Here is a 26,384-nt window from a genome sequence, read left to right on the forward strand (position 1 = left end):
ATGAAATGGACACCTCACTGGTTCACTTGCAAGGAGCAACCAAGAACTTTATCGACGGTAAAGAGACGCATAACGTATTGAAGGATATGGACTTCTCTTTAGGCAAAGGTGACAGCATTGCGCTAACTGGTGCCAGCGGCAGTGGTAAAAGCACCCTGCTCAATATCATTGCGGGGTTTGAACACCTCACCCACGGCACCCTTGCCTTAAACGGCGCTAATGTGAGTAATTGGAAAGACGATGAATGGAGCCAGTTTCGCCATCAATCCCTCGGGGTCGTATTTCAGCAGTTCAACCTGCTGACCCCATTTACGGTTAAACAGAACATAGCCTTCCCCCTCAGTCTCAATGGTGAGCGTTGGAACATGTGGTGTGATCATCTGGTAGAGACCCTAGAAATCGATGCCCTACTCAACAGACACGTAGCATCCCTTTCGGGTGGACAGCAGCAGCGTGTTGCCATTGCCAGAGCCTTAGCCCACAAACCCTCGTTACTGTTGGCCGATGAGCCTACGGGTAACCTAGACCAAAAATCTGGCCTAGAGGTGATGAAGCTTCTCACCGAAATCGCAGCAGAAGGTAATACCTCAATTTTACTGGTAACGCACAGCCTTGAATGTGCCGAGTTTATGCATTCTCGCTTTCACTTAGCCAATGGACAGCTCAATGCATCGACGTAACCGACAGCACGTCGCCCAGGCCATCAAGCTATTCCTCGCACACTACAAGCAAGCCCCATTGCAGGCGGCGGCCATACTAATAGGTATTATCTTAGCAGTAACCTTGTTTGTGGCAGTGCAGGCCATCAACCTTAATGCCAAGCGCAGCTATGCGGAATCAACAGAGCAGCTCAGCGCCCAAGCCAAGGTTTTGGTTATACCCTCAGCCGGTCAAAACTATCTGAATGAATCCCTGTACTTTTCATTGAGACAAGCAGGCCTGAGTGATGCCTTACCCATTATTGAAGGACGAGTGAGGGACCAAGACGGAGACAGATGGAACATCCAAGGTAGTGAGCTCATTGCGGCCATCACCTCAAGATTAAAGTACTCAAACGATGAGCGAGGCATATCCCTTTTTACCTCTCGGCTCCCCCTAGCGGAGCTGCTTCAAGGTGAGCCTCTGGTGCTGATGAGTGAATCTCAGCATCAGCGAACAGGCAATCACACCATCATGACCTTGGATGATATCGAGACTAAGGTGGTGGTGGTCCCCGACGAGTGGCAACTTGGCAGCCGCATGTTGATGGACATAGGTTTTGCTCAGCGGTTGTTGGGAAAAGAGCAGCAACTTAGCTATGTCGCGGTATTTGATTCGAGTAACCCAGAGCGCTGGCAGAACATAATTGCAGACAAAGGTCAGTGGATCAGTAACACCCAGAGCACCGACCTTGGTGCTCTTACTGACAGCTTTCACCTTAATCTCACCGCCATGAGCTTACTGGCCTTTGTGGTGGGGCTATTCATCGCCTACAACGGCGTGAAATACAGTTTATTGAAGCGTAATCGGCTGTTGGTTCAAGTTCAGCAAGCAGGGATGACACCCAAGGCAGTGTTTGTTGGACTTCTGATTGAGCTGCTGGTGCTGGTCTTTATTGGGGCGAGTGTGGGTTTCGTGCTGGGCATGCAACTGAGCCACTGGTTGCATCCCACCGTTGCCCTCACCTTAGAGCAGCTCTACGGTGCCACTCTCCTTCCGGGCACTTGGCAGTGGTTGTGGTGGGCGCAGGCACTGCTGCTAACCCTTGCTGCTACCTTGGTTGCTTGTTGGCAGCACTTTAAGCAGAGGATCAATCAGCCCCTCTCTTCTCATGGTGGGTTCTATCAGGCACCGGAAAGTGCCAATGAAAACCAACTGTTCTTTGTTGGGTTAGCACTTACTGTCGCCGCACTCCTTGGCTTATGGCTCAGTGAGCACCACAGATTCACTATGGCTTGGCTGAGTGTACTGGTGATATCCATTCCCCTCTATCTCCCTAAAACCCTCAATGCCCTTGCTAACCTATTTGAGAATCGTAACGAATCGGGACTGTTTCAATATCTGTTTGCTGAGCTAAAAGAGCTTATCTCTCCCCTCTCCCTTGCCATGATGGCGCTGCTACTCGCGGTCACCGCCAACATAGGTATGAACACCTTAGTGGGCAGTTTCGAATACACGTTGAAACAGTGGCTAGAGCAACGACTGCATGCCGATATTTATATCAGCCCAGCACAGAGTGAAATGGCAAAGGTGGAAGTCGCCCTACAACAATTCCCCCAAGTCGAGACCGTCTACAAGCAGTTTTATGTGGATGAAAACATGCAAGGTCTGCCAATACAGCTTGGCACCAAAGACAAAGCAACTCTAGAGCAAACCATGGTGTTCCAGTCACAAGTAGCGGACTTCTGGGACAAGTTCTACTCAGGGAAAGTGACCGCTATCAGTGAGCCTACAGCTGTAAAACTAGGGCTCGGTCTAGATGATAAGCTCGAGCTCGACGCTCTGAAGTCTGAACTCACCATAGGCGCTATCTTTCACGATTATGGCTCTCCAAATGGCGAGGTATTGATCTCACCTGAGCTCTGGCAACAGGAAGGCTTTACCAGCCTGCCCACCAGCCTTGGCATCGAGGTCTCCGGAGACAAAGATGACATGTATCAGACCTTGTTAGATGAGCTCAGCCTAAACCCGAATCAGCTCTATGATCATGCAGATATTAAAGAGATCGCTCTGAACATCTTCTCTCAAACCTTCGCCATTACACGAGCCCTAAATGGTGTCACCTTGCTGGTGGCTGTCATCGGCCTGTTTACGGCCTGTTTTATGTTGCTCGATGCAAGAAAAGCGGCAATTGCTAGGCTTTATGCCTTAGGGGTAAATCGCAAAAAACTCATGCTTATGGTGATAGGACAGATCGCATCTCTGGTTGCCTTTACCCTAGTCATAGCCCTGCCTCTTGGAGCGCTTGTGGGCTATGTGCTCACCGACATTGTCACACTGCGCGCGTTTGGCTGGAGCCTCACCTATCTGTGGAGTTGGAGTGATGCCGCGAGCGTATCTCTAATCACCGTACTCGTGGCTATCGTCGCCACCCTAATGCCACTGTGGCGATTGGTGAACAAGCCGGTGGTTAGCAGTTTGCAAAGTGAGGTGTTGTGATGAGGAATTTGGTTGTTACCATTTTGCTTCTCGCACTACTTGGCTGTGAGAAAAAAACAGAATCCAATATGGGGCGCTGGCTCGGAGAAAGCGAGAGCAGCTATACCCAAGTTGTTCCCAGTGTGGATATCGAGTTTCCACAGGACCACAAGGCACACTCCAGCTTTAGACATGAGTGGTGGTATCTCACTGCTAATCTAACCGACCAAGATGGTGAGCCACTTGGCATGCAGTGGACGCAATTTCGCGTAGCCATAGACCCAGAGACTCAAACTCCAGCGCAATCATGGCACAGCCAGCAACTGTATATGGCACACAGTGCGGTCACCACATCCAAGATTCACTATGCCGATGAAAAATGGTCTCGCGCCCACCCCAAGTTAGCAGGAGTCGAGACCTCTCCATTTAGGGTTTTTCTCGATGATTGGCAATGGAAATCACAAACCTCGGATATGTTCCCTGCAACCCTAGAGGCCCAATCCGAGACCTTTGGTTATTCACTCAAACTCGAAAGTTCAGCTCCCTACCAAAAACAGGGCAAAGATGGCTATAGCGAGAAAAGCGCAGACGGCGCAGTGGCCTCTTACTATTACAGCCAGCCCTTTATCGAAGTTAGTGGCGAGGTGACCATAGACGGAAAGATTCACTCAGTTGCAGGCAAAGGCTGGATAGACAGGGAATGGAGCTCGCAATTTCTATTAGACTCCCAACAGGGCTGGGATTGGTTCGCATTAAGGCTCGATGAAGACCTGAGTTTGGTTCTGTTCCAGCTAAGGGATTCACAAACTGGAAAAGCCAGCTATTCCCACGGTCGTATTATGCAAAGAGATGGCTTAGGAATCCCTTTAGATCCTGATCAGATTACCCTCAGCCCAATACAATACACAGATATCGAAGCCAGCTCTTATCCAACCGCATGGCAAATCAGCGTACCTAAATATGACATCAATCTAGAGGTATCAGCGATTAATCCTAGCGCCAAGATGCCGCTTACGGTTCCGTATTGGGAGGGGCCGGTATCCATAAGCGGTAGTCATCAGGGAGAAGGCTATATGGAGCTAACCGGTTATTAGTCCTCTTCCGCCGGCCCAACAACCTGATTCTTTAGCCCTGCACCTGTGTCTCTTAGGAGATCCACAGGGCTAAGTATTACCCCTTTAACCGCTCCCTGAGAGGCCTTCTTGCCTAGGTCGTGGCTCTTATCCAAGATGTCATCCACGCTTGCTAACACCACGGGCACCTCGGCTCTCAAGGCTTCAGATTCTTTGATCACAGCAGGAATAGTTTGCACTCGATACTGTTTTGACTCGACTAGTAAGGGCGGGATCACCTGCTCGCGATAGGCTTTAAGCTCTTTTTGGGTTTGAGGGATCACCGTTTCTCGATACAGGGTCAACTCTTGCTGAATCTGAGGGATCTTCTGATTAATAGACTCGATAGCCTTGTTGGTATCGGCAATCACTACAACGGCGTTGTCCGCCACTTCCGTGATCTTTGGTAGCTGATTGTTGAACGTTTCTGTAGTCGCTAACCAATCATCTATCTTAAGCTGACTCGCTAGCTGATTCATCTCGGTTAGGATCACCGGGTAATGTTCTATCACCTCATCAATCTTGCTAGTGACCGAGTGAATGGCGTATCCCAAATAAAATATGGATACCGCTAAAACCGCCTGTACCCCAGTTGCTATCTTACTTTTCATTGCCTCTCCCTTTGCAACGCTATAAGTCTTTCTCTCCTATTTACTGGATTTTTACGCGCCTGTCTAACTCTAGGTATCAAGCCTGCTACTTGACACCAAATCGCTAGAACCTACACGTTCAACAAAAGAACAAATGTCACCAAATGACCTATTTGAACCTAAATGGAAACTAGATAATCCGCCCAGTCCAATTAGGAGAACAATAATGAAACTTAAGTCCCTAGCTCTGCTTATCCCTGTACTTTCTGCACCTGCGTTTGCCAATCCTGTTGAAGAAGCACTGAAAAAAGACGGTGCTCAGGTAAACCTCTTGATCAAGACCGCTAAAGAGGCGCCGAGTCCAGAATTTATCGACTCTGCTCGAAACAGTTTTGATAACTTTCATTGGCAGATGGGGGGCGATCATGCGATGTATTACAACTCTCACATGAATGAGTTTCTGACTACAGCTATCTCTTCTCCAAATGCAGAATATAAGCCTCTCGAGCGTGCTATCAATAGCGACTTAGATGAGCTCAAGGTAGAGACCACCAAGGGTAGCTTTACCATGGCTGATTACCTAGCTGACCCACATTTTCGTACCCAGGGCTTTATGCTGATCCATGAAGGTAAGGTGGTGTATGAGGCCTATCCTGGTATGAAGCCAACCGACCGCCATATCTGGGCATCTTCCTCTAAAACCACGGTTGGGCTTATCATTGCTCAGTTGGTGGAAGAAGGAAAAATCGATACTGACAAGCCAGTGACTACTTACATGCCTGAGCTAAAAGGCACGGTATGGGAAGAGGTCGAGGTAATCCACCTTCTAAACCACACCACAGGCTTAGATAACGAAGAGAACCTAGAATCTATCCTAAACCCAGACTCTTCTGTGGTTCGTTTGTTTGCATCTGTTCTGGGCTCACCTCGTCAATCAACCGGTGAACTAGAGACCTGGATGCAGGTAGCCAAAGATACCCAGCCGCTAAAGAACGAATCCACAGGTGAGCACTTCCGCTACGCCTCGATGAACACCATCATCCTAACCAAGATGATCGAGCATATCGAAGGCAAGCAGTGGAACAAGGTGTTTGAAGAGCGTGTGTGGGGCAAGATGACTGCACGCCAGCCTGCGCTGTTTAACCAAACGCCAGATGGCACAGCTCTGGCACTTGGTCTAATGCTAACAACACTAGAAGACATGGGGCGTTTTGGAACCCTATGGACACCGAGTTGGAGCGCAGTAGCGGTTGAGCCTGTAGTTTCACCTAAAACCCTTGACCGCATTTACACCAATGGTAACCCTGAGTCCTACATCGGCTCAGCTAAAAAGGCTAGCTCTGTGGGCGCATTCAATGAAAAGGCGTCCTTCCAGTCATATCATTTCGACTTTATCTATGATGATGGCGCTATGGCTAAGAGCGGCAATCTAGGCCAGATGATCTACATCGACCCTGCTCGTGATTTTGTTGGAGTGATGTTCTCAACCAACCCATACCACTCTGGCTATGGCGAGAACAAGGGCCCTGCATTGATGCGCTCAGCAGCCAAAGCTTTGGCAGATGAAGGCTGATCTGATGAAGCTAAATCCACAACTAGAAACCGAGCTGGCCACCTATGTCTCCAGCCTCTACCCAATCGACTGTGCACTTGGCACTAACCCGTTTGGACCACCTAACCTCGGCTTTGAGGCGATATCTGGGCTGATGACAGGAATGGGCGAATACTACAGCTACAGTCACTTGGCTGAACTTGCTTCTGAGGTGAGTAAGTACGCCATCGTCAACGCCGAGCAGATAACCTTTACCAACGGCTCTATGGGTGCTCTGGAGCTTATCTTTAATAAGGTTCTCAGCAATGATAAGAAGTCCATGCTGGGTATCGGCCCGCAATTTGTTGAAGCAGTTTCTGAGTTCAAAGTAAGCGGTGGCAGCTATTCATCGCTAAACATGTTCGACTATGCCGATGAGGAGAGCCTGTTTCTGGCTCTACAATCTGAGATTCGCAAGCAGAAGCCAACCTTAGTTTATATCGATAACCCGAATAATCCGACTGGACGCATCTATGCAAGGCAGCACCTAGTTAATGTGTGCAAAGTGTGCCGAGAGGTCGGTGCTATCCTGCTCGTAGACGAAGCCTATGGCGAATTCATAGAGCATGAAGAGTCTATGCTATTCGAAGCGGCTAAATGCGATAATCTACTGGTTCTTAGAAGCTTCTCAAAAGGTATGGGATTGGCAGGGATCAGACTTGGCTACGTTGTTTCATCGCCTTCACTGTCTAAATACTTGCACAGCTCGGTAGTACCCTTTGGACCATCATTAGCATCCATAAAGATTGCCAAAGCGATTCTGCCAGACATCGAAGCCTATCTAGCCAAGAGCAAATTTCGCACCCGCCACTACAAGCTAGCGATGATGCGCCAACTCGAAGAGTGTGGCTTCGAAGTGATGGAAACCTCTCCGAAAACTCCTATCTTGTTGGTCAAGAAGTCGTTTGTGAATCTAGCTAAGTTACTCGATGACAACGGCATAATGGTCGCTAGCGGCAGTCACTTTAAAGAAACTAACCCACAAATGGATGAGCAATATGCTCGTATCCGTATCGTGGGGAATGACCAAGACCTTTGGCAATTTCAGTATCGATTAAGACAGTTTGCTCGAGTACCAGAATCCACAACTCCATAGCTCTCACCAGCTTAGTTTTGCTCTTACTGAACTAGCCATATTCATATAACGGTTCAGGCTTGCCCCGCTCCATCGGGGCTTTTTTTTAGGTTTGTCGCAGATAACGGGAACAATTGCTACTTCAGGTTCGTGTGCTCACTCCGCCAGTGATACATGGCAAGCCGCCGTAAATACCTCCCTGTAGGCTTGGTTTCGGCATCCATGCCTCAAACACTTGCCCTGCACCACAGCCTGCCACTCACACTCTATTTTCCATAGTCAGCCTTTCAAAAATGAAACAGATTCATTAGCTACTAACCACATATGGAATATAACTTACCAGACCAATAATCATACAAATCATTGTATATGAGCCTCTGCTTCTGCATCATTTATCACCAAGGCACCCGCAACCCGAAGTAGATAAATGAGATTTTGGCTAATCACTTTAATGGCATTGACGCTATCAGCATGCAACACAACCAAGGATCAAGACGATGATATCCTGACCTTTGTTTGTGCCATGCAGGCGTCTACTCAAAGCGGAACCATAAATCTGGCCAAAATATTTAAAGGAACACTGGATCAAGGTTGGTTCGAGATCCCGATGAAGTATTGCAACCGAGGTGCCGGGCAGTTGCTGATTAAAGATAACGGCGACAGCATTGCTTTTAGAAGTAAGTTCGAAGATGACACAGGTACGCACAACTACTACTCGAAAGCGGTGAATCAACAGCAAACTGAAAACGACTGGTTCTACGTTAAATACAAAGGGCCTTTAAGCAACAATCACACCGTGATTGCGAAGAAAGACGCAAATCAAAACGCCTATGAGATTACCGTTCAAGACGATCAGAACGGAAAAGCGAAAGCATCAGCAACGGCTGCGCCTGTAATGGTAAGCAAGGCTGAACTCACCAGAAATTATCCATACTTGAGCTCTAACACGCGTGTAAAAACAGGCACTGAGCTGAATGAGATCTATCAGCTTTACCTAAACCACTAATAAGCCAAACACAAATACCTCATAGAACGGAACTCTACCCAGCTATCTATGTCATAATGGGGTTCAACTCTATCTATGGCTTAAAGCATGAATCGAAACCTCAACAAACTCACTAAATGGTCGTTACTGATCGTGTGGTGGGTTATTGCTGTTTGCTTGGCCAAGAACATAGGGCTGTTGGACTCCTATGCGGTCAAGTATTCGTCCGAGCAACAAAGCGTGCAACTGGTTAAAAAGCCTAGCGAGGGATTCGGTGAGAAATGCCACCTCTCTGAGCATTTAGTCAGCTTCGATCACTGTCAGGTGCACGATCATGCCATCATGGTGCAGGTATTTACCTTAGGTTTGATCCTGTGGCTACTGTGCGCTCCGGTTAGCTCTCTCAACTTTACCGAGCCTATTTCCCGTAAACGGCGACGGCTCCACCTCAAATTATGTGTCTTTAGAGAATAAAGCTTGGATTGTTTCTCAAACATCCAAATTAATTTCTTTAAGGAACAACTAGATGCAACAAACTAAACGCTATCTGCGAACGGTCAAGGTATGGCTGTTTGCGATGCTGTGCGCCTTTAGCGCAACTAGCCTGCACGCCCAAACTCAAGACACGGGTTGGCTCATCAATGAGCAACATACGCCAATCCAGACTCGTTTTGTGGTTACAGGCCAAGCCAATAAAGCGGAAAAGACCCTAGCCGGCTACCTTGAGGTAAAGCTTTCTGGCGACTGGAAAACCTATTGGCGCAGCCCAGGTGAAGGCGGGATTGCCCCAAGCCTGACGTGGGAAGACTCGCACAATATTACCCATATGGATTGGCATTGGCCCTATCCACAACGCTTTGAGCTATTGGGTATCAAGACACTAGGCTACAAGCACGATGTGGTCTTTCCTATGACCTTGCACGTGGAGGATATGTCTAAGCCTACAGTGCTGGATGTGAAGCTTACGCTATCGTCATGCACCAGTATCTGTGTACTGACCGAGTATCCAATACACCTCGAGTTTACTCCAAACGACCTGACTCTATTAGATGACGGGATGCGCGTGTATGCCCAAGGTATGAGCCTAGTACCTAAGCCATCACCGACCATCTCGGATGTAAAAGCAGTGTGGGATCAGAGCAAATCTCAGCTTCAAGTAACAGCGGTGAATAGCCTAGGTTGGAGCCACCCAGACGTAATCGTCGATGGCCCAAGTGATGAGATGCAGGATGCGGATTTTTCACTTCCTAGAATCTCCACTGAAGGAAACACGCTTACTGCGACTTATGATGTCAGCAGCTGGATGGGTACACCTGAGCTAGACGGTGAAAACATTCGTGTGACACTCAAAAGTGGTGAGCTCACAGCAGAGCACGGGGCTGATGTCAGTGCTGGTAGCATTAGCCATACAGCGTCTGACACCTCTCTAGCTCAAATGCTACTGTTTGCCCTACTTGGCGGTTTAATTCTGAATGTCATGCCTTGTGTGTTCCCTGTTTTAGGGATGAAGTTGAGCGGTATCGTCTCTGCACAAGGATTAGAAAAACGTCAGATTAAACTGCAATTCCTATCATCGGCGGCAGGCATCTTGGCTTCATTCTGGCTAATCGCTGGCTTCCTTACTGTGCTTAAGCTTTCAGGCAGTGCTATCGGTTGGGGCATCCAGTTCCAGAGCGGTTGGTTTATTGGCGTGATGTTCTTAGTGACCGCGCTGTTTGGTGCCAATATGCTCGGGTTATTTGAAATCCAACTCTCTTCAAATACCTCTACCTGGCTTGCCTCGAAGGGCAGTAACTCGCACAAAGGACACTTTGTACAGGGTATGTTTGCCACCCTGCTGGCAACCCCATGCTCAGCGCCTTTCCTTGGCACTGCGGTAGCGTTCGCCCTTGGAACCAACATTCCTACCCTATTCGGTATCTTCACCGCCCTTGCACTTGGTATGGCTCTGCCATGGCTATTGGTTGCGCTGTTCCCATCCATCGCTAAGGCCTTGCCTAAGGCAGGCCCTTGGATGAACAAGGTGAAGTATCTGTTCGCCATCATGATGCTGACTACCAGCATCTGGCTACTTTCATTGTTATCTGTGCATGTGTCAGCAACGACGCTTTACATTGTGGCTGGGGTGTTTGCTCTATTGCTGATGGTACAAACATTCAGAATCCACAATGCCAAGTTCACTGCTATTATCGCTGTTGTGCTGAGTGCGCTAGTTGGTATTGGCGCGTTTGCTTCAAACAGCAGTACAAGCCAAGTTCTCACCGCTGAGCCCGACTGGCAACCTCTATCCGTTGAGGCAATCCATCAATATGTGGATGAAGACAAGGTGGTGTTTGTAGATGTCACTGCTGACTGGTGCGTCACTTGTAAAGCCAACAAGGTCGGCGTTCTGCTACAAGAGCCTGTTTACAGCACCCTCACTAATGGCGAGATAATTCCTATGCAAGGTGACTGGACCAAACCAAACGCCACCATCACGGACTATCTACAAAGCCATGACCGATTCGGCGTACCGTTTAACGTGGTTTATGGTCCTGGAGCCCCCGAGGGCATTGAGCTTCCTGTGATATTGAGCTCAGATGCGGTCATGCAAGCAATCAAGAAAGCAGGAGCCCACAATGGCTAAAAAAGGGTTTAAGAAATGGGGAAAGGAGATCCTCATCTATTTGGCTCTAGGCACGGCTTTAACTATAGGAATGGACTTTTGGCGCACCAAGGATATGCCTTTAGAGCAGGCCGCTCCAATAGCAGGCCAGAGCGTCGATGGCGCACCGCTTGATGTGATGGCAATGAGCGATGAACAACCTGTCATCGTCTATTTCTGGGCGACCTGGTGCGGCGCGTGTAAGTTTGTCAGCCCAACTGTGAACTGGTTTAGCGATAGCTACTCTGTAGTCGGGGTTTCCCTCAGTTCAGGAAGCGATGAACGAGTGTCTCGCTACCTAGAAGCCCATGAGTATCAGTTCCAGAATATCAATGACACTAGCGGCGCTATCTCAAGAGATTGGGGCATCTCAGTCACCCCAACCATAGCCATCATCAAAGACGGCAAAGTAGAAACAATTACAACCGGCGTAACCACCCCTGTGGGTTTATTCGCGCGCCTGTTGCTATCAAAAATTTAAGAAGAATTTCCAATGAAACCTAATACAGCACTACTATTTTCAGTTATCGCATCCTTGATGTTTTCACCATTGAGCTTGGCCCAAGATAAAGCCAACACCAATTTAGAAAAACTAGACGCTATCCACGACATGCTAGAGGCCAACCCTAGCCTTATCGACCCGCTATACAACAACCTGCTGACCTACGTAGGCCAGCATCAACATCTATCTCAGATGCTAGAGAAGTATCACGACTACATCTACAACAACCCTGAGCAACCATACTTCGGTGCAAAAGACCCTAAGCTGACCATAGTCGCACTTACCGACCTAAGCTGCCCTTGGTGTAAGAAGCTAGACCCGGTTCTGCATCGCATAGCCAAAGAACACCCAGACGAGATTAAGGTAATCAACATCTATGTGCCTCTAAAGGAACACGCAAGCCGCACCAACTCCGCCACATACGCCCTAAACGTATGGAAAGGCGCGCCTGAGAAGTATGAAGAAGTAAGCGAGTTGATGGTAAGCAAGCCAGGCGTGCACAACCTGCGCTCAATTATGAAGGTGGCTAAGGCGACAGACTCAACCGAGTATGTAACCACCAATGAAGAAGCCCTACAGATCACCGACAAGAACTATCAGATGTTTCAAGATTTAGGTGTTCAGGGAACACCAGCCATTCTAATCGATGGTCAAATCATTCCGGGATATGTGCCTTACGAAAAGCTTAACCCTATGATTGAAGAATTGTTGGCTGAAGCTCAGTAATAGATACAAAAAAGCCTCCCGTTTGGGAGGCTTAGTTTTAGTTTTAACCCGTAAACACAGGCTCTTCTGGATGTCGGATCAAGCTCTTTTCAGGCCTTGCCAACATATAGGCTAGGGTCAATGGGCCGATACGACCTATCACCATCACCACTACCATGATCAGCTTCCCCGGCTCGGAGAGCTCAGCGGTTAGGCCTGCACTCACGCCCACGGTTGCAAAAGCTGAGATGGTTTCGAACACGATCACGTTAAATGGCGCTTTTTCGGTGATCATCAGCGCAAACATAGCCACGAACAGGATAAGTCCGCTCACCACAATTATGGCCAGAGCCTTAGTCACTGTTTGATTGCCTATGGTGCGGCGGAACAACACGATATGGTTCTTCTGGCGCAGGAAGCTATAAGTAGCGGCAGCAGCCACCACAAAGGTAGAAACCTTGATACCACCGCCGGTTGAGGTCGAGCCTGCACCTATCAGCATCAAAAGAATCATAAACAGCAGCGAAGCCGATGACATCTGCGCAAGGTCGATACTGTTAAAGCCCGCGGTACGTGCGGTAGCCGACTGGAAGAAAGCCGCTAACCATTGATCGCCTGCCGATAACGCACCTAGAGTGGCAATGTTGTTTCGCTCCAATAGCCAAAACATCAGAGTACCGACAATCAATAGCGTTGGCGTTGCCACCAACATGATCTTGGTATGAAGCTGAAGATGTTTGCGCTCACCACTGAGCTTATGGGTAACATCCCCAATAACGGTAAAACCAAGGCCACCTAAGATAAACAGAGCAGACAAGCTAAAGATCACCAGCGGGTCACCCACAAAGCCAACCATGCTGTCTGAGAACAGAGAGAAACCTGCATTGTTAAATGCCGAGATAGCGTGGAACAATGCGTAAAACAGGCCAGTCCCCCAACCCATCTCGGGTACCCAACGGAAACTCAGAATCACGAAGCCAATGAACTCAGCGATAAGGGCGAAATAGATGATACGTTTAACTAGGCGTCTTAGGTTGATTCGTCTTTCCTGTCCTAGCGCCTCTTTAGCAAGAGCCTGCTGCTGCAGTGACAGTCTCACACCGAACATATAAAGGAGTACCGCAGAAAGGGTCATCTGCCCCAGGCCGCCAATCTGCATCAGTATCATAAGCAGGATTTTGCCACTCAGGGTAAAGTGCGTGCCGGTATCTACCACGCCTAGGCCCGTCACACTGATGGCAGAGGTTGCAGTAAACAGCGCATCGGTAATGCTAAGGCCTGAAACAGAAAAAACGGGCAGAGTCAGCAACACAGCACAGGGGAGCAAGATAAGCAAAAAGGTGGCCATTATGATTTGAGGCTCACGCCCTTTGCCACCCTTGCGCTCGTGAGCGGGTGTATAGACTCGGCTTTGGTGAAAACGCGGGATCATAGCAGTTTAAGTTTCTGTGCCAGTTCGACTTCAGGGCCAACTAAAATAATGACGTCCCCTATCTCTAGGCTCTTATCAAAGCTTGGTGAGGTGATCACCTCAGGACCACGTTTAAGGGCAATAACCTTAATGCCCTCAGTCTGACATACAGCGAAGTCTTTTAGGCTTTTACCCAGAAGTGATGCACTTACTACTACCTCAGTAATGCCAAGACCACTGCCTAGCGGATGGAAGTCTTTAACGCGCTTATCCAGCATCTGACTGGCAATACGCATGCCCATCTCACGCTCAGGCATAATGACGCGGTCAGCACCTACCTTTTGCAGGATCTTGGCGTGGAATTTGTCGTTTGCTTTTACCCATACGGTTTTACAGTGTGCTTCTTTAAGCACAAGCGTGGTGAGAATACTGGCGTTGATGTCGCTACCAATGGAGACCATGACCAGGTCATATTCATCTAGCTTGAGTTCAGAAACTGCATCTTCTTGGGTGCAATCAGCAACAATAGACTCGGAGGCGAACTCCATAGAGCTCTTCACATTATCTTCATTGATGTCTATTGCGAGTACCTGTGAGCCTGCTGCGGAAAGCTCCTGACATACAGACTTACCAAATCGACCAAGGCCAATCACGGCATACTGCTTCTTGGCTGACTTCATCCTATTCTCCATTCGGTTTCATGTAACTGATTGAGTATAGGGTGAAAAAATCAGAACTAAATAATGAAAAGCTGAAGATTACTTCTCAGCAATGAACATAAGATAAGCGCTGAGGCTAGATTTACACTGTAAAGCGTGAATCCATTCGCTTATTTAGTTGAACGCCTAATAAGGTCGCCAGAACAGTGATATGTTATGAGCTCCACAACTAAAAACGAACAAATAAGATGCAAGGACAACAGTTTTCAGATAGCGGACGTCGCTTTATCTCACACACATTTTCAGTACCTTTAGACTACCAAGCACCCGAGGGTGAAAAAATCACTGTGTTTGCACGCGAAATCACCACAGGGTCAGAGCAAAAACCTTGGTTGGTGTACTTTCAAGGAGGCCCTGGCTTCCAATCACCGCGCCCAAACAATGATTTGGCTTGGGTAGACAAAGCACTAGAGCGCTATCGCGTACTTCTGCTCGATCAGCGCGGTACAGGGCATAGCACTCCTATCAATCATCAAACTTTGGCTGGATTACGTGCCGAGCAACAAGCTGAATACCTATCACTGTTTCGCGCTGACAACATCATCCGTGATGCGGAAGAGATCCGTAAGCAAATAGGCATCGACCAGTGGGCTATCCTAGGCCAAAGCTTTGGTGGCTTCTGCTCACTGACTTATCTGTCCATGTTTCCTGAGAGCCTCCTTCGTAGCTATATCACTGGCGGAATACCTTCTATCAGCGCTCATCCTGACGTGGTGTATGAGGCAACCTTTAAGCGTACTCGTGATAAGAATAAAGCCTTCTTTGAGCAATTCCCGCAAGCGCAGGCTCAGTGTCAAAAAATAGCTAACCATCTGCTCAATAACGAAGAGTTCCTTCCTAATGGTCAAAGGTTTACTGTTGAGCAATTCCAACAGCTTGGTATTAACTTTGGTATGAGCAACACCTTCCTAGCTATCTACTACTTGTTAGAAAGTGCATTTATCGAAGTGAATGGCAAGGAAGTTTTGAACTATACGTTTTTAAACGAGATGCTTGCTCAACAGTCTTTTCAAACCAATCCGCTCTATGCATTGTTACACGAGCCATGTTATTGCCAGAACTTTGCATCTGACTGGAGTGCCCATAGAGTTCGTCAACAAAACCCAGAATTTAACTATCAGCAAGGTAATGAATTCCTGTTTACTGGAGAAATGGTATTCCCATTTATGTTTGAGCAATACAACAACCTACAACCTCTCAAAGATGCCGCAGAAATCCTCGCCAAGAAGAGCGACTGGGAGCCTTTATATAACGCAGAAGTTCTGTCCAACAACAAGGTGCCTGTAACTTGCGCTGTGTACGCGGACGATATGTTTGTTGAAATGGACTTAAGTCGAGAGACCCTTTCTAAGATTCCGAATAGCCGAGCTTGGATCACCAATGAATACGAGCACAATGGCATTCGTGCTGATGGCGGAAGGGTTTTAGGAAAACTGTTCGAAATGAGTGATGCTATTGCTGAAAATATAGCGAATAAAAAGCATATAAAACTCAATTGATATAAAAACGAAATTTCAATTTAAATAATAAGGAACAGTTATATAAATACTGTTCCTTTTTTATTTTCTCTTACCAAAAACACCACCAAAATAACAATTAAATCACTGAATTTATTGATCTTTATAATTATTTTTTATTTTTCTCTCGCTTGAATTAATCGTCACTTATACTGTTAAACCTTACATTCCATTTTTTGTACTTATTTTGTCCAATTCTATTACCTAATATGAATTCACACGAACAACATCTTGTTTTTATATACGGGTAAGAAAAATGAAAAAACTAGTATTAACTGCAGTGGCGGCAGCATCGTTAGCATCTTCAATGGCATTTGCACAAACTCCAGCCATGTTCTCAACTATCGACACTAATGCGCCTCAAGACAACTCTGTACAGGGTGTTCGCCTTTCTGTTCTACACGGTAAAACCTCTAGCGTGAAAGGTGTGGACGTCTCAGTGCTTGGTATGTCTGAATCTGACCGTACTACCGGCCTTAACATTGGCTTCTTATTTGGTGGTAACAAGGTGAACCAAGAGATGAAAGGTGTTTCCCTTGGTCTATTCAACTGGAACACAGGTCAAGCGACAGGTGTAAACTGGGGTCTTGCTAACATCACCCACAACGTTGAAGGTCTGAACCTGTCATACGTGAACTACTCAGACGGCAATACCATGGCGGATGTTGGTCTAGTCAGTCTTTCAAACAAATCAAATGTGCAGGTTGGCTTCTTTAACCACACCCACGCTATCGATGGTGTTCAGATCGGCCTAATCAACTGTGCCGATAACGGCTTCTTGAAGTGCTTCCCTATCGTTAACTTCGCGAAGTAAGCAAAACCATGCCCTAAGTAGTTGGAGATGCTGGTAGGCGGCCAACGAGCCAAGCGTCTGAGCATAGATAAACTATGTGATGGCGCGGCGCTGGCCTTCCAGTGGGGAGTGCCAGCCAACACCCCAGCATCTTCAAGTTCGACGGGAATGAATTGGTCCGGCTGGGGTTATCTTCCGAGGTAACTCTGGCTTCCCTATATCTGCAAGATTGCATAAACCTTCAGCAAGATCGTTAAAAATGCACTCATATGTAACAAGTATCTAACAATCAGTCTCTGTAAATCTCTTTCACGCTAGTGTCTAACCCGTCACGAATTTGGGCTCGAATTGTCATTATTCGTTGTCAAAGTCCCCCACCCTTTTTACTCTGCTCCTGACTCCAGAACTAAGGTAAAAAGAGTATGAATCCCTATTCAAGTCGATTCGAAACCCTTAGCTTGAGCCAGCAGGATTTGGCACAAAAGCGTAAACAATTTATGGACAACTACCTTTTAGAAACGCCGGCCAATCGCTTCTTGCACCCGGATGACTGGGACGGATTTTGCGAACGTCACTGTCAGGAAGTGGGCATCCCACAACCGAAAAGAGAAGAGTTTGCCAAGTGGTGTCTCGACTTTAAGATCTGGCAAGGCGACCTGTTTGTTTTGAGCTCTGTCTACCAAGATGTGAAGCAAAACGACCGCTTGCAATAAGGTTACGGGCTGGACTATTTCCAGCCTTGTTTCCACTTGGATGCCTGTTTTAGGTCTCGCCATTCGATTGCATATTCATTCCGAGTCATAATCGCTTGGATAATGCACTCAGTGACGCTCCCCTCTTCATCGTAATCCACCTTTATCACCGCGAAGTGAAGTTCCTTGCGCTTCGGCTCTACAGCAGTCCATTTTGAACTAAGCAACTTCTTTGGATTTACTGGGTTCGTCCCACTCATTTTCTGCCTCCTGCACCCTTGAGCTGTATCAAGCTTTTACACGTAAACAGCTTACTATTCGACCAAATGCGCCATACTTGATTAAGAGCTTCGGCTCACCGAATCACATGCTTGGGGTTTAGCTATGAAAGATTCAGATAAGAAGTTGAATTCGAGTCGACGTCGATTCCTGCGTGATGCTACGCGCACCGCCGTGGGTGTGGGGTCGTTGGCAACCTTCCTCGGTATTCAATCCAAGCAAAGTAATGCCCAAGACACAGGTGTGCCTATTCGCCCGCCAGGCGCGTTGAAAGCCGGTGACTTTGAATCCGCATGTCTACGATGTGGTCTGTGTGTACAAGCCTGCCCCTATGACACACTAAAGCTCGCCACCCTTCTTTCTAAATCCGCTGCAGGTACACCCTATTTTACCGCTCGAGATATCCCCTGTGAGATGTGTGAAGACATACCTTGTGTAGTAGCCTGTCCCAGTGGCGCTCTAGACCACTCGCTGACCAACATCGATGATGCGCGCATGGGTACGGCAGTGCTAATAGACCATGAAACCTGCCTTAACTATCAGGGGCTACGTTGCGATGTCTGCTACCGTGTCTGTCCACTTATCGATAAAGCAATTACCCTCGAATACGTGCGCAACAACCGTACTGGCTATCACGCTAAGATGATTCCCGTCGTTCACTCCGACTCCTGTACTGGTTGCGGTAAGTGTGAAGAGGGTTGTGTGCTGGATGTTGCGGCTATCAAGGTCGTGCCAACAGAACTTGCTAAAGGCGCGTTAGGTGAGTTTTATCAGCTTGGCTGGGAGGGCGATACCACAACCCCAGTACCTAGCCTAGATGAGATGCGAGGTAAGAAATAATGGCGAAGAATCTTGCAAAGGACGCAGGCAAAGAGGCCATTGAAAAACTAGGTTGGTGGCCGACCCACAAGTTCCTCATTCTTAGGCGCTTATGCCAGCTTTCCATTATCGGCCTATTTATAGTTGGGCCAACAGCAGGCATTTTAAAAGGAAACCTCTCCTCAAGCATGCTGTTGGATACGGTGCCTCTCAGTGACCCACTTCTAGTGATGCAGACATTAGTAGCAGGTCATCTTCCAGAAACCACGGCACTGCTTGGTGCGGGGATAGTCATCATCTTCTACGCCATCCTCGCTCCAAGGGCCTTTTGTGCTTGGGTATGCCCACTCAACATGGTGACCGACCTTGCCGCCTGGCTTCGACGTAAGATGAACCTCAAGTTCAGCTACAGCTGGCCTAGATCCATCCGTTACTTTCTGATCCCTACCATTCTGCTCGGAAGTTTCTTCGCTGGTAATGCCCTATGGGCTTGGATCGATCCCGTTGCCACACTTCATCGAGGACTGGTATTTGGTATGGGAGCGGGTTGGATCTTGATCCTTTTGGTCTTTCTTCTCGATCTCGTATTAGTGGAGCACGGCTGGTGTGGTCACCTCTGCCCGCTGGGCGCAACCTACGGCGTGATTGGCAGTAAAAGTGCGCTACGTATACGTGCAGTAAAACGTGAGGCATGTACCCACTGTATGGACTGCTTCAACGTCTGCCCAGAAGCAGACATCTTAAAACAGCCTTTGAAAGAGGGAGATCGCAACGTCATGAGCCGCGATTGCATCAGTTGCGGGCGCTGCATAGAGGTTTGCCCAGAGAAGGTGTTTGAGTTTAAGGTGCGTAGTAGCAAACAGGACTAGCGCATCACTAGAAGCGCAAGCATCGCCAAATGCGACACCAACACAACGGTGGTGAGAATGATCCTAAGTTTCTGATATTTAGCGTTTTCTCGCTTGGCTTCGAAGACTAGATTGAGGCCGTGTGCAATACCAATCCCGACAATTAGAGCTGGGAAGCTGTAGAAGACAAACAAACAAAGGCCAATGACCGCTAAGGTAATTAAATTGGAAGTGGCGAGCACTAGCTTGCTTGGCTCATCCATATCTACCGTTCTACCCCAGTTGGCACCCGCCATAAAAATAGCTATACCGGCGCTATAGCCGACGAATGAAATCAGGATATGAAACGCACCAAATCCACCAGCAACAGCCATTGCTAGCGGAAGTAGGATGAAAGGGATTAAACCCATGTAACCGAGAACATAAATCATGAGCATGCTTACGTGTCAGTGTTAACTTAGATCAGCCTTTTACAGTCGCGACTGCTTAATAAACTCGATAAACGCTTTAATCCTAGCAGGAAGCAGCTCTCTACTGTGGTAGAGAAGAAAAACGGGTCTTGTGGGTACTTCGACCTCTGACAACAGTCCTACCAAGGCACCACTGTCTATGTCCTCTCTGAGCATCGAGTAGGGCTGAAGTGCTATTCCTGAACCTTGAATAGCCAAAATGCGCAGGCTATTACCATTGTTGCTCACTAGCTTCGAGTGCCCCAAATTCAGACTTGCAAGGTCAAATTCCTTTCCGAAAGATGAACCGCTAAACCAAGGTGTGAAGCCTAGCACTTTGTGACTCTGAAGTTGGTCCAAAGAGGTCGGCTCACCAAATTGCTTCAAATAGGTGGGGGATGCCGCAAACACCATCTTCTGCTGAGCCACTTGGATGGCAATAAGCTCAGAATCAGGCAATTGCCCTACTCGAAAATAGAAGTCGAATCTATCCTGAATCACGTCCGAGACTTGATCGGAAAGCTCTAACTCTATTCGAATGTCCGAGTGCGCTTTTGAAAACTCACTAAGCAGAGGGGCTAGTACATAGCTACCAAAATTGGTTGGCGCTGAGATACGGATTTGTCCCTCGGCTGAAATTGCTAAGGACTCGAGTTTTTTTTCGGTTGCCTCAAGATCACTCAAAAGCTCACGGCAACTTTTCAGATAAAGCTCACCAGCTTGGGTCAGGCTCTGCTTGCGAGTGTTGCGGTTGAGTATCTTTAGCTTGAGTTGCTGCTCAAGCGCCGCAATGCTCTTACTCACCATAGTCACTGAAATATCGAGCTTGTCTGCAGCCTTGGTAAAACTGCCTTGGTCGCACACAGCGACAAAGGTTTCTATTGCCTTGAACTTATCCATGTCAGCCCACTTATCCCTAAATCACTATAAACCCTAGGTTAAAAGTGCCTAAACCTAAAGCCAGTTAATACTGAGCTTATATGGCCCTAATCTGATCCCATTAAATCTTGAGGGTAACAAATATGGGGTCATTTCTAAGCTACTACATCATATCTGCGTTGACGGTTGCAAGCCCAGGCTCAGCAGTCATCTTCACCATCACCAATACCATTACCAAAGGTCGGCTAGCAGCGGTGCGAGGCTTTATTGGGGTTGCCTTGGGAATTCTTATTGTAGGGTATGTCTCTCACGAGATATTAGTGCACATAGGTAAACAATTCTCACAGGGTTTGGCCTGGGTGAGTCTGTTTGGCGGAGCTTATTTTCTATGGCAGGCCATCGGTCTTTTTCGAGACAAGCCGAAGAAACAAGGCAGTAATAAAGTCGTATCGACTGAATTAATAAGCAGGGTAATGATCAGTCTTTCCAATCCAAAGGCACTGCTGTTCTTTACCTCAGTGTTTCCACTCTACTTCAACAGCGAGATTCACTATTCGGTGTTTATCATTGCCTTTGCAGTGAACGTATTGCTGATTCATAGCTTGTATTGCTTAGGGGCGAGTCGATTTAAAACAGGGGCTTCTCATCAAGACAGAGTTTGGAAAGGCATTACCATTGCCTTATACCTATTCCTCTCTGTTGCCTGTTTCCTAAATTCCATGAACCAGCTTTAGGTAGGGTAGTGAGTGATTTAGTAAGCAAAGTGTCGCTGGCAGGGAGCCAGTGCCAAGCCCGATGTATCTACGGCGTCTTTGCATCTAAACACTCACTACTTTATCAACCAGAGTAAGCCCAATGAAATCGGCCGTACATCGACCAAATCGCATAAATTCAAACAAAAAAAAGCCGGAGCGAAAGCTCCGGCAACGGGGTTAAAACACCTGCAACCATAGGACGTCATAGGAGTTTAATGAAATCTCACTTCCAGTGATCTTTTTTCCAGAAAGCAGGTCAGTAACCTTGCCATTTCCAAGTACATCACAGATAGAAGCTGGAATAGTTTGTGAGTGCTCACTGAAGTTACAGATAGCCAATAGCTTGTCACCGTTCTCATGCTCACGGCAGTAAGCAAACAGATTATCGCGATAAGTACTCAGCACTGTGGTTTTCGCTTCACCGAATACTGGCATCGACTGGCGAAGTTCAATCATAGAGCGAAGTTCGCTGGATACACGGTGTTGGTAAGAGCTTGGGTCTTGCGCTAGTGCTACTGCTTCTTCAGTCACCTCTGGACGGTTAACCCAGCGCGCATCATCACGCTTAAACTCGTCTGCAAGATAAGAGTGGTCGTTAAGAATGCCTAGCTCATCACCTTGGTAGATTAGCGGGATACCACCGATGCTCAGGTTGATAGAGTTCAGAAGACGGATACGCTTGATAGCCCACTCAATCTGCACCTTATCACCAGATTCAATTGCTTTTTCTAGACCAGCGAGAGAGGCTAGCGAACCACATACACGGCAGTCGCCCGTGGTTGGGTTAGCTTGGAAAGGCACACCCTTAGCAAACGAACCATCAAATTGGTCAGTGTAGAACTGGTTTAGAAAACGGCGGTGATCATAGCCATTGATGCCACGCTGATCGGCAACCGCATCATCGAAGGTCCAACCGATATCATCGTGACAACGGATGTAATTCACCCAGCTACAATCCGGTGAGATTTCGAAGCTCTTCTGTAGCGATGAGGTTAGAAGACCAGTTTGGCGTGTAGCTAGGCCCTCCCACATTAGTGCCATTAGCAATGGGTTGTAGGATAGTTGGCACTCACTTTTATCTATGTATTGAGCCACCTCATCTGGGTGCACGATGGCCTCAGATTTGAATAGTACCGATGGTGCAACGATCTGTAGGCAGTCATTGAAACATTGGATCAGGGTGTGCGCCTGAGGCAAGCTCTCGCACTGAGTCCACTTCTGTTTCCAGATGAATGCTAGCGCGTCTAGACGAAGACCTTCACAACCGATGTTTGCTAGGAATAGCATCTCATCGGTGATGGCATTGAACACTGCAGGGTTTGAGTAGTTTAGGTCCCACTGGAAGCTGTTAAACGTAGTCCATACCCACTTCTGCTGCTCTTCAAGGAAGGTGAAGCTACCACGACGTACCGTCGGGAAGATCTCGCGGCAGGTCTGATTGTAGTCATCCACTTCTTGCTTGTCGGTGAAGAAGTAGTAGTAGCCTTCCATCTCAGTATCGCCTGCTTTCGCGCCTTCTGCCCACACATGCTCGTCTGAGGTGTGGTTAAACACAAAGTCCAAAACTAGGCTGATGTCTTCGTCTGCTAGCGCGTCGGCAAGCGCAACTAGGTCTTTCTCCGTTCCCAGTTTAGGATCTACGGTGCGATAGTCAGAAACCGCGTAGCCACCGTCACTGTCACCCTCTGGACTCTTGTACAGTGGCATCAGGTGCAGGTAGTTAATACCTAGGCTCTTTAGGTATGGAATCTTCTCTTTGAGACCCTTAAGGTCGCCTGCGAATAGGTCTACATATACCGCCATACCTAGCATCTTTTCACTGCGATACCAAGTTGGGTTCTTTAAGCGAAGTTCATCACGGTTCTTTAGCTTTCGCTTACGGCTAGCAAACGCATTTGCAAGAGTAAGCACTAACTTCTGTAGGTGGAAAAAGAAGTCATACTGCTCACCATAAAGTTGGTGTAGCTTGCTTACCAGCGATGGGAAGGTCTGCTCGAGACGCTTCTCGAATACCTGCTGATCTTTCTTAGTCAGCTTAGGTAGGGTTACCGACTCAAGAACCTGAGTCAGTGCGCGTTGTGCTTGTGTCGGATTCATTATTCTTCTTCTCCAGCCAAACTTTTGGTTGTTAGATTTTGTAGGTGTAATTCGCCTTGGTTGACTTCAAAAAGGCAACTCGCTTCAGTGTCTTGGGCAAAAGCTAGGTTGGTGAAGCTAAATTCACCTCGGTTGATCAAAAACTCCACTGAGCCAGCATCAACCAGAATTTCTAGATGCAGTTCACCGCTTGCTGGTACTACTACACGATAATCATGCGGATAGTGCTCATCGATACGCGCTGAGCCAAACTGCCCTTTACGAATCGAGCGTACCTCGATGCCTTTTTTAACCTGTGTCAGCTCAAACTGGATTTCTGCATCTTTGAACAGAGAAATGGTAAGGGTCTGTTCATCTGCCAGCATTACATCCATAGACGCCTTCAGCACCGAGCCTTGAGCGAACAGTTGCATGCCTTGCGCCTTGGTTTGCTCTAGGTGCTGAGTATCTAACTGAAGTGCACTGTCGAGCTCGGCTACCAAGCGCTGCCCTACCCTCAAACCAGCAGTGGATTCAAATAGGAACAGTTCTCTTGGCATAGCCATTGAGCTGCGGAATTCTTTGGTTGGCAGTTCCAATGAGTACTGGTGGTTACTCATCCAAGTACTGACGATACGACGGCCATCTTCTGCAGGGATATCTGAGAAAGACTGAGTGGCGTAATAGTCGCGACCAAAGTCCAACCACAGCACCTCTTCTGGGTGGTTATGGTTAGTAAAGCGCTCGCCATCGAAATCACCAATGAAGTACTGAGTGCCTGCGCCACCGCAGTGTGCGCCCTCGCCAATACCAACCACTAGGATCCAACGAGATTCATCTTTGCCTTCCACATTAAGCTCAAACAGATCTGGGCACTCCCAAGGGCCCTTACTGTGCGCGCCATGGCGATAGCCAAACTCAGAGACCAGAGTCCAGTCGATAAGATTAGTAGAGCGATAAAATTCGATATGCTGACCGCAAGACACCACCATCACATAAGCCTGAGAAGCTTCATGCCACAGCACCTTAGGATCACGAAAGTCTGGGTTACCGCGCGCTGGGATAATTGGCGCACCGTTATTGTATTTAGTCCAGTTGATGCCATCTTGACTGTAAGCCAGAGACTGCTGCTGGATTGGGTCTTCCACTTCAGTGCCGTCTGCAAGAGTCACCTTCGGCTGAAGAAAGCTGGTGTAGAAGGCCAGTAGACCCGGTTTACCAGCTACAAATAGACCCAAAACGTTATCGGTATCTACGATGGCGCTGCCAGAGAAACACATACCTGACTCATCCGGATACAGTGCAGGTTCTAGCTCCTGCCAATGGATAAGGTCAGTACTTACCTTATGTCCCCAGTGCATCGGTCCCCACACGGTATCTTGCGGGTAGTATTGATAAAACTGGTGGTATTGGCCGCCAAAATAGACCAAACCGTTGGGATCGTTCATCCAACCAGAGTCTGGTGTCATGTGCAGGTGTGGGCGGTATTTCTCAAGCATAACTTCACTCTTTTGCATTGATATACATCTAGGGTTAGGCAGGCAAATTTCCCCCTTCTGATGTAGGTCACACATCAAAAATTTGCCTACCCAAGCCTAGAGGTACAGTGCTAGGTCGGGCCCTCATCGGGGGGAGGGCCCTAGCTTCAGAAGCGATTAGAAGCTGTAGTTGATACCTAGGATAAATAGCGGGATGTAGCCGTCATATTTTTCCTTAGCAGTGTCAGTAAATTCGATCTTCTTGTAGCTAACTTCGGTGAATACACGCCAGCTGTTGGTGATCGGGTAGTTCGCAGAGATACCTAGCTTGCTGTAGTCTTCTGCCCACTCGTGTTGACCAGTGATGTCGTTCTCTTTCTCAAATGAACCAAACTCACCCCATAGAGATGCAGACAGTTTGCCCCAGCTGTACCAGATACCCGGTTTGATGATGGTTTCGGTTTCAGTTAGACGAGCGCCGTCTTTGCCCTTCCACTCACCTACTTGATAACGGAAATTCAGCCACGCACCTGCGTTGTCAGAGATCTTGTAGCCGAAGCCTGGCTCAAGCTCGTAGTAAGGGAACTCACCCGCGTCACGCTTGTATTCAACGTGATAAAGAGCATAACCGTGCACCTCTAGATTGTCGGTTAGCTGGTAGCTACCAAATACCTTACCGCCCGGAGTTAGACGCTTATCGATACTCTCAGCTGCCAGTTTTACCCCCCAACCCACAGAACCACGGTCAAACCCATAAGCCTTGTTCGCGTAAACTTCTTGGATAGCGTTCACATCGCCATAATCAGCATGCTTTAGGTTGCCTTGGAACAACTCTTCACGGCCTGAATAGAAACCGAAGTCCCAGCCTGGTAGGTCATCGTGGCGGAAGTTACCCTGCGCTAGGGTGTACTTAACCTTACCTGAGTTGCCACCACGGTCATCAACTACACGCTCAATCTCGATGTTGGTGCCAAGTACGCCATGTAGACGACCTTCTTCTTTCTCTTGTGTGTTGGTTACTGTAAGAAGTTCCGCGGTAGAAACCTCTTCTTTAACCGCAACAAGCTGACCTTTTGATTGATTAGCTTCTTTGCCTTGAACTTCCGCAGTTTCGGTTGCTTGAGTTTCGCCTTCTTCCGCTAAAACTGGAGTCATATAAAGGGATGCAAGCGCGATAGAAGTCGCTAATACTGTTTTTTTCACGGTGGTTACCTTATTATTTTCCTTGTCGTAAAGGTTCTCGCGCCAACGAGAACCACTTCATTGCCTGCGCCAACAGGCATTTTCTCGCTCAAATGACTGATTTTTATGAATTTTGAGCGTAGAAATCCTAAGCCCGCCGCCAAGC

At 47.8% G+C, this 26,384-nt stretch carries 26 protein-coding genes; 17 read left to right on the forward strand and 9 right to left on the reverse strand.

Annotation, left to right across the window (positions count from 1 at the left end; genetic code table 11):
• The first annotated feature begins 5 nt into the window (after positions 1 to 5).
• Genes Pcarn_RS16130 through Pcarn_RS16140 form a run of 3 tightly spaced genes read left to right on the forward strand, consistent with a single transcriptional unit; the run spans position 6 to position 4,211 of the window.
• Positions 6 to 680: an ABC transporter ATP-binding protein gene (locus Pcarn_RS16130; protein ID WP_261836946.1), complete on the forward strand. Its 675-nt coding sequence runs from the start codon at positions 6 to 8 to the stop codon at positions 678 to 680.
• Positions 667 to 3,138 carry an ABC transporter permease gene (locus tag Pcarn_RS16135; RefSeq protein WP_261836947.1) on the forward strand — a complete coding sequence of 824 codons (2,472 nt, stop codon included), beginning with the start codon at positions 667 to 669 and terminating at the stop codon, positions 3,136 to 3,138. Before Pcarn_RS16130 ends, Pcarn_RS16135 begins: the two co-directional genes overlap by 14 nt.
• Complete coding sequence (locus Pcarn_RS16140; RefSeq protein WP_261836948.1) at positions 3,138 to 4,211, forward strand: lipocalin-like domain-containing protein; 1,074 nt, start codon at positions 3,138 to 3,140, stop codon at positions 4,209 to 4,211. The genes Pcarn_RS16135 and Pcarn_RS16140 overlap by 1 nt, the downstream gene beginning before the upstream one ends.
• On the opposite strand, the gene Pcarn_RS16145 is transcribed toward Pcarn_RS16140, so the two are convergent.
• A complete protein-coding gene (locus tag Pcarn_RS16145) occupies positions 4,208 to 4,840 on the reverse strand; it encodes a hypothetical protein (protein WP_261836949.1) in 633 nt (210 codons plus the stop codon). The genes Pcarn_RS16140 and Pcarn_RS16145 overlap by 4 nt on opposite strands.
• 205 nt (positions 4,841 to 5,045) lie before the next feature.
• Between Pcarn_RS16145 and Pcarn_RS16150 the strand changes: the two genes are divergently transcribed.
• The 7 genes from Pcarn_RS16150 to Pcarn_RS16180 all read left to right on the forward strand — a co-directional run bounded on the left by Pcarn_RS16150 (position 5,046) and on the right by Pcarn_RS16180 (position 12,342).
• On the forward strand, positions 5,046 to 6,392 hold the full coding sequence (locus tag Pcarn_RS16150) for a serine hydrolase domain-containing protein (RefSeq protein ID WP_261836950.1): 1,347 nt from the start codon (positions 5,046 to 5,048) through the stop codon (positions 6,390 to 6,392).
• A gap of 4 nt (positions 6,393 to 6,396) precedes the next feature.
• Positions 6,397 to 7,506, forward strand: coding sequence for a pyridoxal phosphate-dependent aminotransferase (locus Pcarn_RS16155; RefSeq protein WP_261836951.1), 1,110 nt, complete (start codon positions 6,397 to 6,399; stop codon positions 7,504 to 7,506).
• A gap of 406 nt (positions 7,507 to 7,912) precedes the next feature.
• Positions 7,913 to 8,491 (forward strand): hypothetical protein, encoded by a 579-nt coding sequence (locus Pcarn_RS16160; RefSeq protein ID WP_261836952.1) that lies wholly within the window; start codon positions 7,913 to 7,915, stop codon positions 8,489 to 8,491.
• A gap of 87 nt (positions 8,492 to 8,578) precedes the next feature.
• Entirely contained in the window at positions 8,579 to 8,944 is a 366-nt protein-coding gene (locus Pcarn_RS16165; protein ID WP_261836953.1) for a copper resistance protein, read from the forward strand.
• A 52-nt stretch (positions 8,945 to 8,996) separates the two neighbouring features.
• The gene (locus tag Pcarn_RS16170) at positions 8,997 to 11,096 is read left to right on the forward strand and encodes a protein-disulfide reductase DsbD family protein (protein ID WP_261836954.1); all 2,100 of its coding nucleotides are present in this window, start codon (positions 8,997 to 8,999) and stop codon (positions 11,094 to 11,096) included.
• Positions 11,089 to 11,595, forward strand: a complete 507-nt coding sequence (locus Pcarn_RS16175) for a protein disulfide oxidoreductase (protein ID WP_261836955.1) — start codon at positions 11,089 to 11,091, stop codon at positions 11,593 to 11,595. Before Pcarn_RS16170 ends, Pcarn_RS16175 begins: the two co-directional genes overlap by 8 nt.
• Before the next feature lie 12 nt (positions 11,596 to 11,607).
• Entirely contained in the window at positions 11,608 to 12,342 is a 735-nt protein-coding gene (locus Pcarn_RS16180; RefSeq protein WP_261836956.1) for a DsbA family protein, read from the forward strand.
• Positions 12,343 to 12,385: 43 nt separating this feature from the next.
• Here the strand turns inward: Pcarn_RS16180 and Pcarn_RS16185 are convergent, their stop codons facing one another.
• Together Pcarn_RS16185 and Pcarn_RS16190 are read right to left on the reverse strand one after the other, a co-directional pair.
• Complete coding sequence (locus Pcarn_RS16185) at positions 12,386 to 13,753, reverse strand: TrkH family potassium uptake protein (protein ID WP_261836957.1); 1,368 nt, start codon at positions 13,751 to 13,753, stop codon at positions 12,386 to 12,388.
• Positions 13,750 to 14,412 carry a potassium channel family protein gene (locus Pcarn_RS16190; protein WP_261836958.1) on the reverse strand — a complete coding sequence of 221 codons (663 nt, stop codon included), beginning with the start codon at positions 14,410 to 14,412 and terminating at the stop codon, positions 13,750 to 13,752. The genes Pcarn_RS16185 and Pcarn_RS16190 overlap by 4 nt, the downstream gene beginning before the upstream one ends.
• Before the next feature lie 227 nt (positions 14,413 to 14,639).
• Here Pcarn_RS16190 and Pcarn_RS16195 point away from each other — a divergent pair, with 227 nt between their 5' ends.
• The 4 genes from Pcarn_RS16195 (at position 14,640) to Pcarn_RS16210 (ending at position 17,474) form a co-directional block, all read left to right on the forward strand.
• A complete protein-coding gene (locus tag Pcarn_RS16195; protein ID WP_261836959.1) occupies positions 14,640 to 15,950 on the forward strand; it encodes an alpha/beta hydrolase in 1,311 nt (436 codons plus the stop codon).
• A 274-nt stretch (positions 15,951 to 16,224) separates the two neighbouring features.
• Positions 16,225 to 16,782: a VC2662 family protein gene (locus Pcarn_RS16200; RefSeq protein ID WP_261836960.1), complete on the forward strand. Its 558-nt coding sequence runs from the start codon at positions 16,225 to 16,227 to the stop codon at positions 16,780 to 16,782.
• A 27-nt stretch (positions 16,783 to 16,809) separates the two neighbouring features.
• Positions 16,810 to 16,965, forward strand: coding sequence for a hypothetical protein (locus Pcarn_RS16205; RefSeq protein ID WP_261836961.1), 156 nt, complete (start codon positions 16,810 to 16,812; stop codon positions 16,963 to 16,965).
• Between the two features lie 218 nt (positions 16,966 to 17,183).
• Positions 17,184 to 17,474: a hypothetical protein gene (locus tag Pcarn_RS16210; protein ID WP_261836962.1), complete on the forward strand. Its 291-nt coding sequence runs from the start codon at positions 17,184 to 17,186 to the stop codon at positions 17,472 to 17,474.
• 14 nt (positions 17,475 to 17,488) lie between these two features.
• Here the strand turns inward: Pcarn_RS16210 and Pcarn_RS16215 are convergent, their stop codons facing one another.
• Positions 17,489 to 17,713, reverse strand: a complete 225-nt coding sequence (locus tag Pcarn_RS16215; protein WP_261836963.1) for a TIGR02450 family Trp-rich protein — start codon at positions 17,711 to 17,713, stop codon at positions 17,489 to 17,491.
• A 124-nt stretch (positions 17,714 to 17,837) separates the two neighbouring features.
• Here Pcarn_RS16215 and napG point away from each other — a divergent pair, with 124 nt between their 5' ends.
• Both napG and napH read left to right on the forward strand, forming a co-directional pair.
• Positions 17,838 to 18,572, forward strand: coding sequence for a ferredoxin-type protein NapG (napG, locus tag Pcarn_RS16220; protein ID WP_261836964.1), 735 nt, complete (start codon positions 17,838 to 17,840; stop codon positions 18,570 to 18,572).
• Positions 18,572 to 19,420: a quinol dehydrogenase ferredoxin subunit NapH gene (gene napH / locus Pcarn_RS16225; protein WP_261836965.1), complete on the forward strand. Its 849-nt coding sequence runs from the start codon at positions 18,572 to 18,574 to the stop codon at positions 19,418 to 19,420. The genes napG and napH overlap by 1 nt, the downstream gene beginning before the upstream one ends.
• Here the strand turns inward: napH and Pcarn_RS16230 are convergent.
• Both Pcarn_RS16230 and Pcarn_RS16235 read right to left on the reverse strand, forming a co-directional pair.
• Complete coding sequence (locus Pcarn_RS16230; RefSeq protein WP_261836966.1) at positions 19,417 to 19,830, reverse strand: DUF3429 domain-containing protein; 414 nt, start codon at positions 19,828 to 19,830, stop codon at positions 19,417 to 19,419. The two genes, napH and Pcarn_RS16230, sit on opposite strands and share 4 nt — an antisense overlap.
• 39 nt (positions 19,831 to 19,869) lie before the next feature.
• Entirely contained in the window at positions 19,870 to 20,748 is an 879-nt protein-coding gene (locus tag Pcarn_RS16235; RefSeq protein WP_261836967.1) for a LysR substrate-binding domain-containing protein, read from the reverse strand.
• Positions 20,749 to 20,870: 122 nt separating this feature from the next.
• Between Pcarn_RS16235 and Pcarn_RS16240 the strand changes: the two genes are divergently transcribed.
• On the forward strand, positions 20,871 to 21,461 hold the full coding sequence (locus tag Pcarn_RS16240) for a LysE family translocator (protein ID WP_261836968.1): 591 nt from the start codon (positions 20,871 to 20,873) through the stop codon (positions 21,459 to 21,461).
• 198 nt (positions 21,462 to 21,659) lie between these two features.
• Here the strand turns inward: Pcarn_RS16240 and Pcarn_RS16245 are convergent, their stop codons facing one another.
• The 3 genes from Pcarn_RS16245 to Pcarn_RS16255 all read right to left on the reverse strand — a co-directional run bounded on the left by Pcarn_RS16245 (position 21,660) and on the right by Pcarn_RS16255 (position 26,239).
• Positions 21,660 to 23,579, reverse strand: coding sequence for an alpha-amylase family protein (locus Pcarn_RS16245; protein ID WP_261836969.1), 1,920 nt, complete (start codon positions 23,577 to 23,579; stop codon positions 21,660 to 21,662).
• Positions 23,579 to 25,057: a glycoside hydrolase family 32 protein gene (locus Pcarn_RS16250; RefSeq protein WP_261836970.1), complete on the reverse strand. Its 1,479-nt coding sequence runs from the start codon at positions 25,055 to 25,057 to the stop codon at positions 23,579 to 23,581. Before Pcarn_RS16250 ends, Pcarn_RS16245 begins: the two co-directional genes overlap by 1 nt.
• 156 nt (positions 25,058 to 25,213) lie before the next feature.
• Positions 25,214 to 26,239, reverse strand: a complete 1,026-nt coding sequence (locus Pcarn_RS16255; protein WP_261836971.1) for an OmpG porin family protein — start codon at positions 26,237 to 26,239, stop codon at positions 25,214 to 25,216.
• Positions 26,240 to 26,384 lie beyond the last annotated feature (145 nt).

This window comes from Vibrio ishigakensis, from assembly GCF_024347675.1.
In the GTDB taxonomy this organism is placed as follows: Bacteria; Pseudomonadota; Gammaproteobacteria; order Enterobacterales; family Vibrionaceae; genus Vibrio; species Vibrio ishigakensis.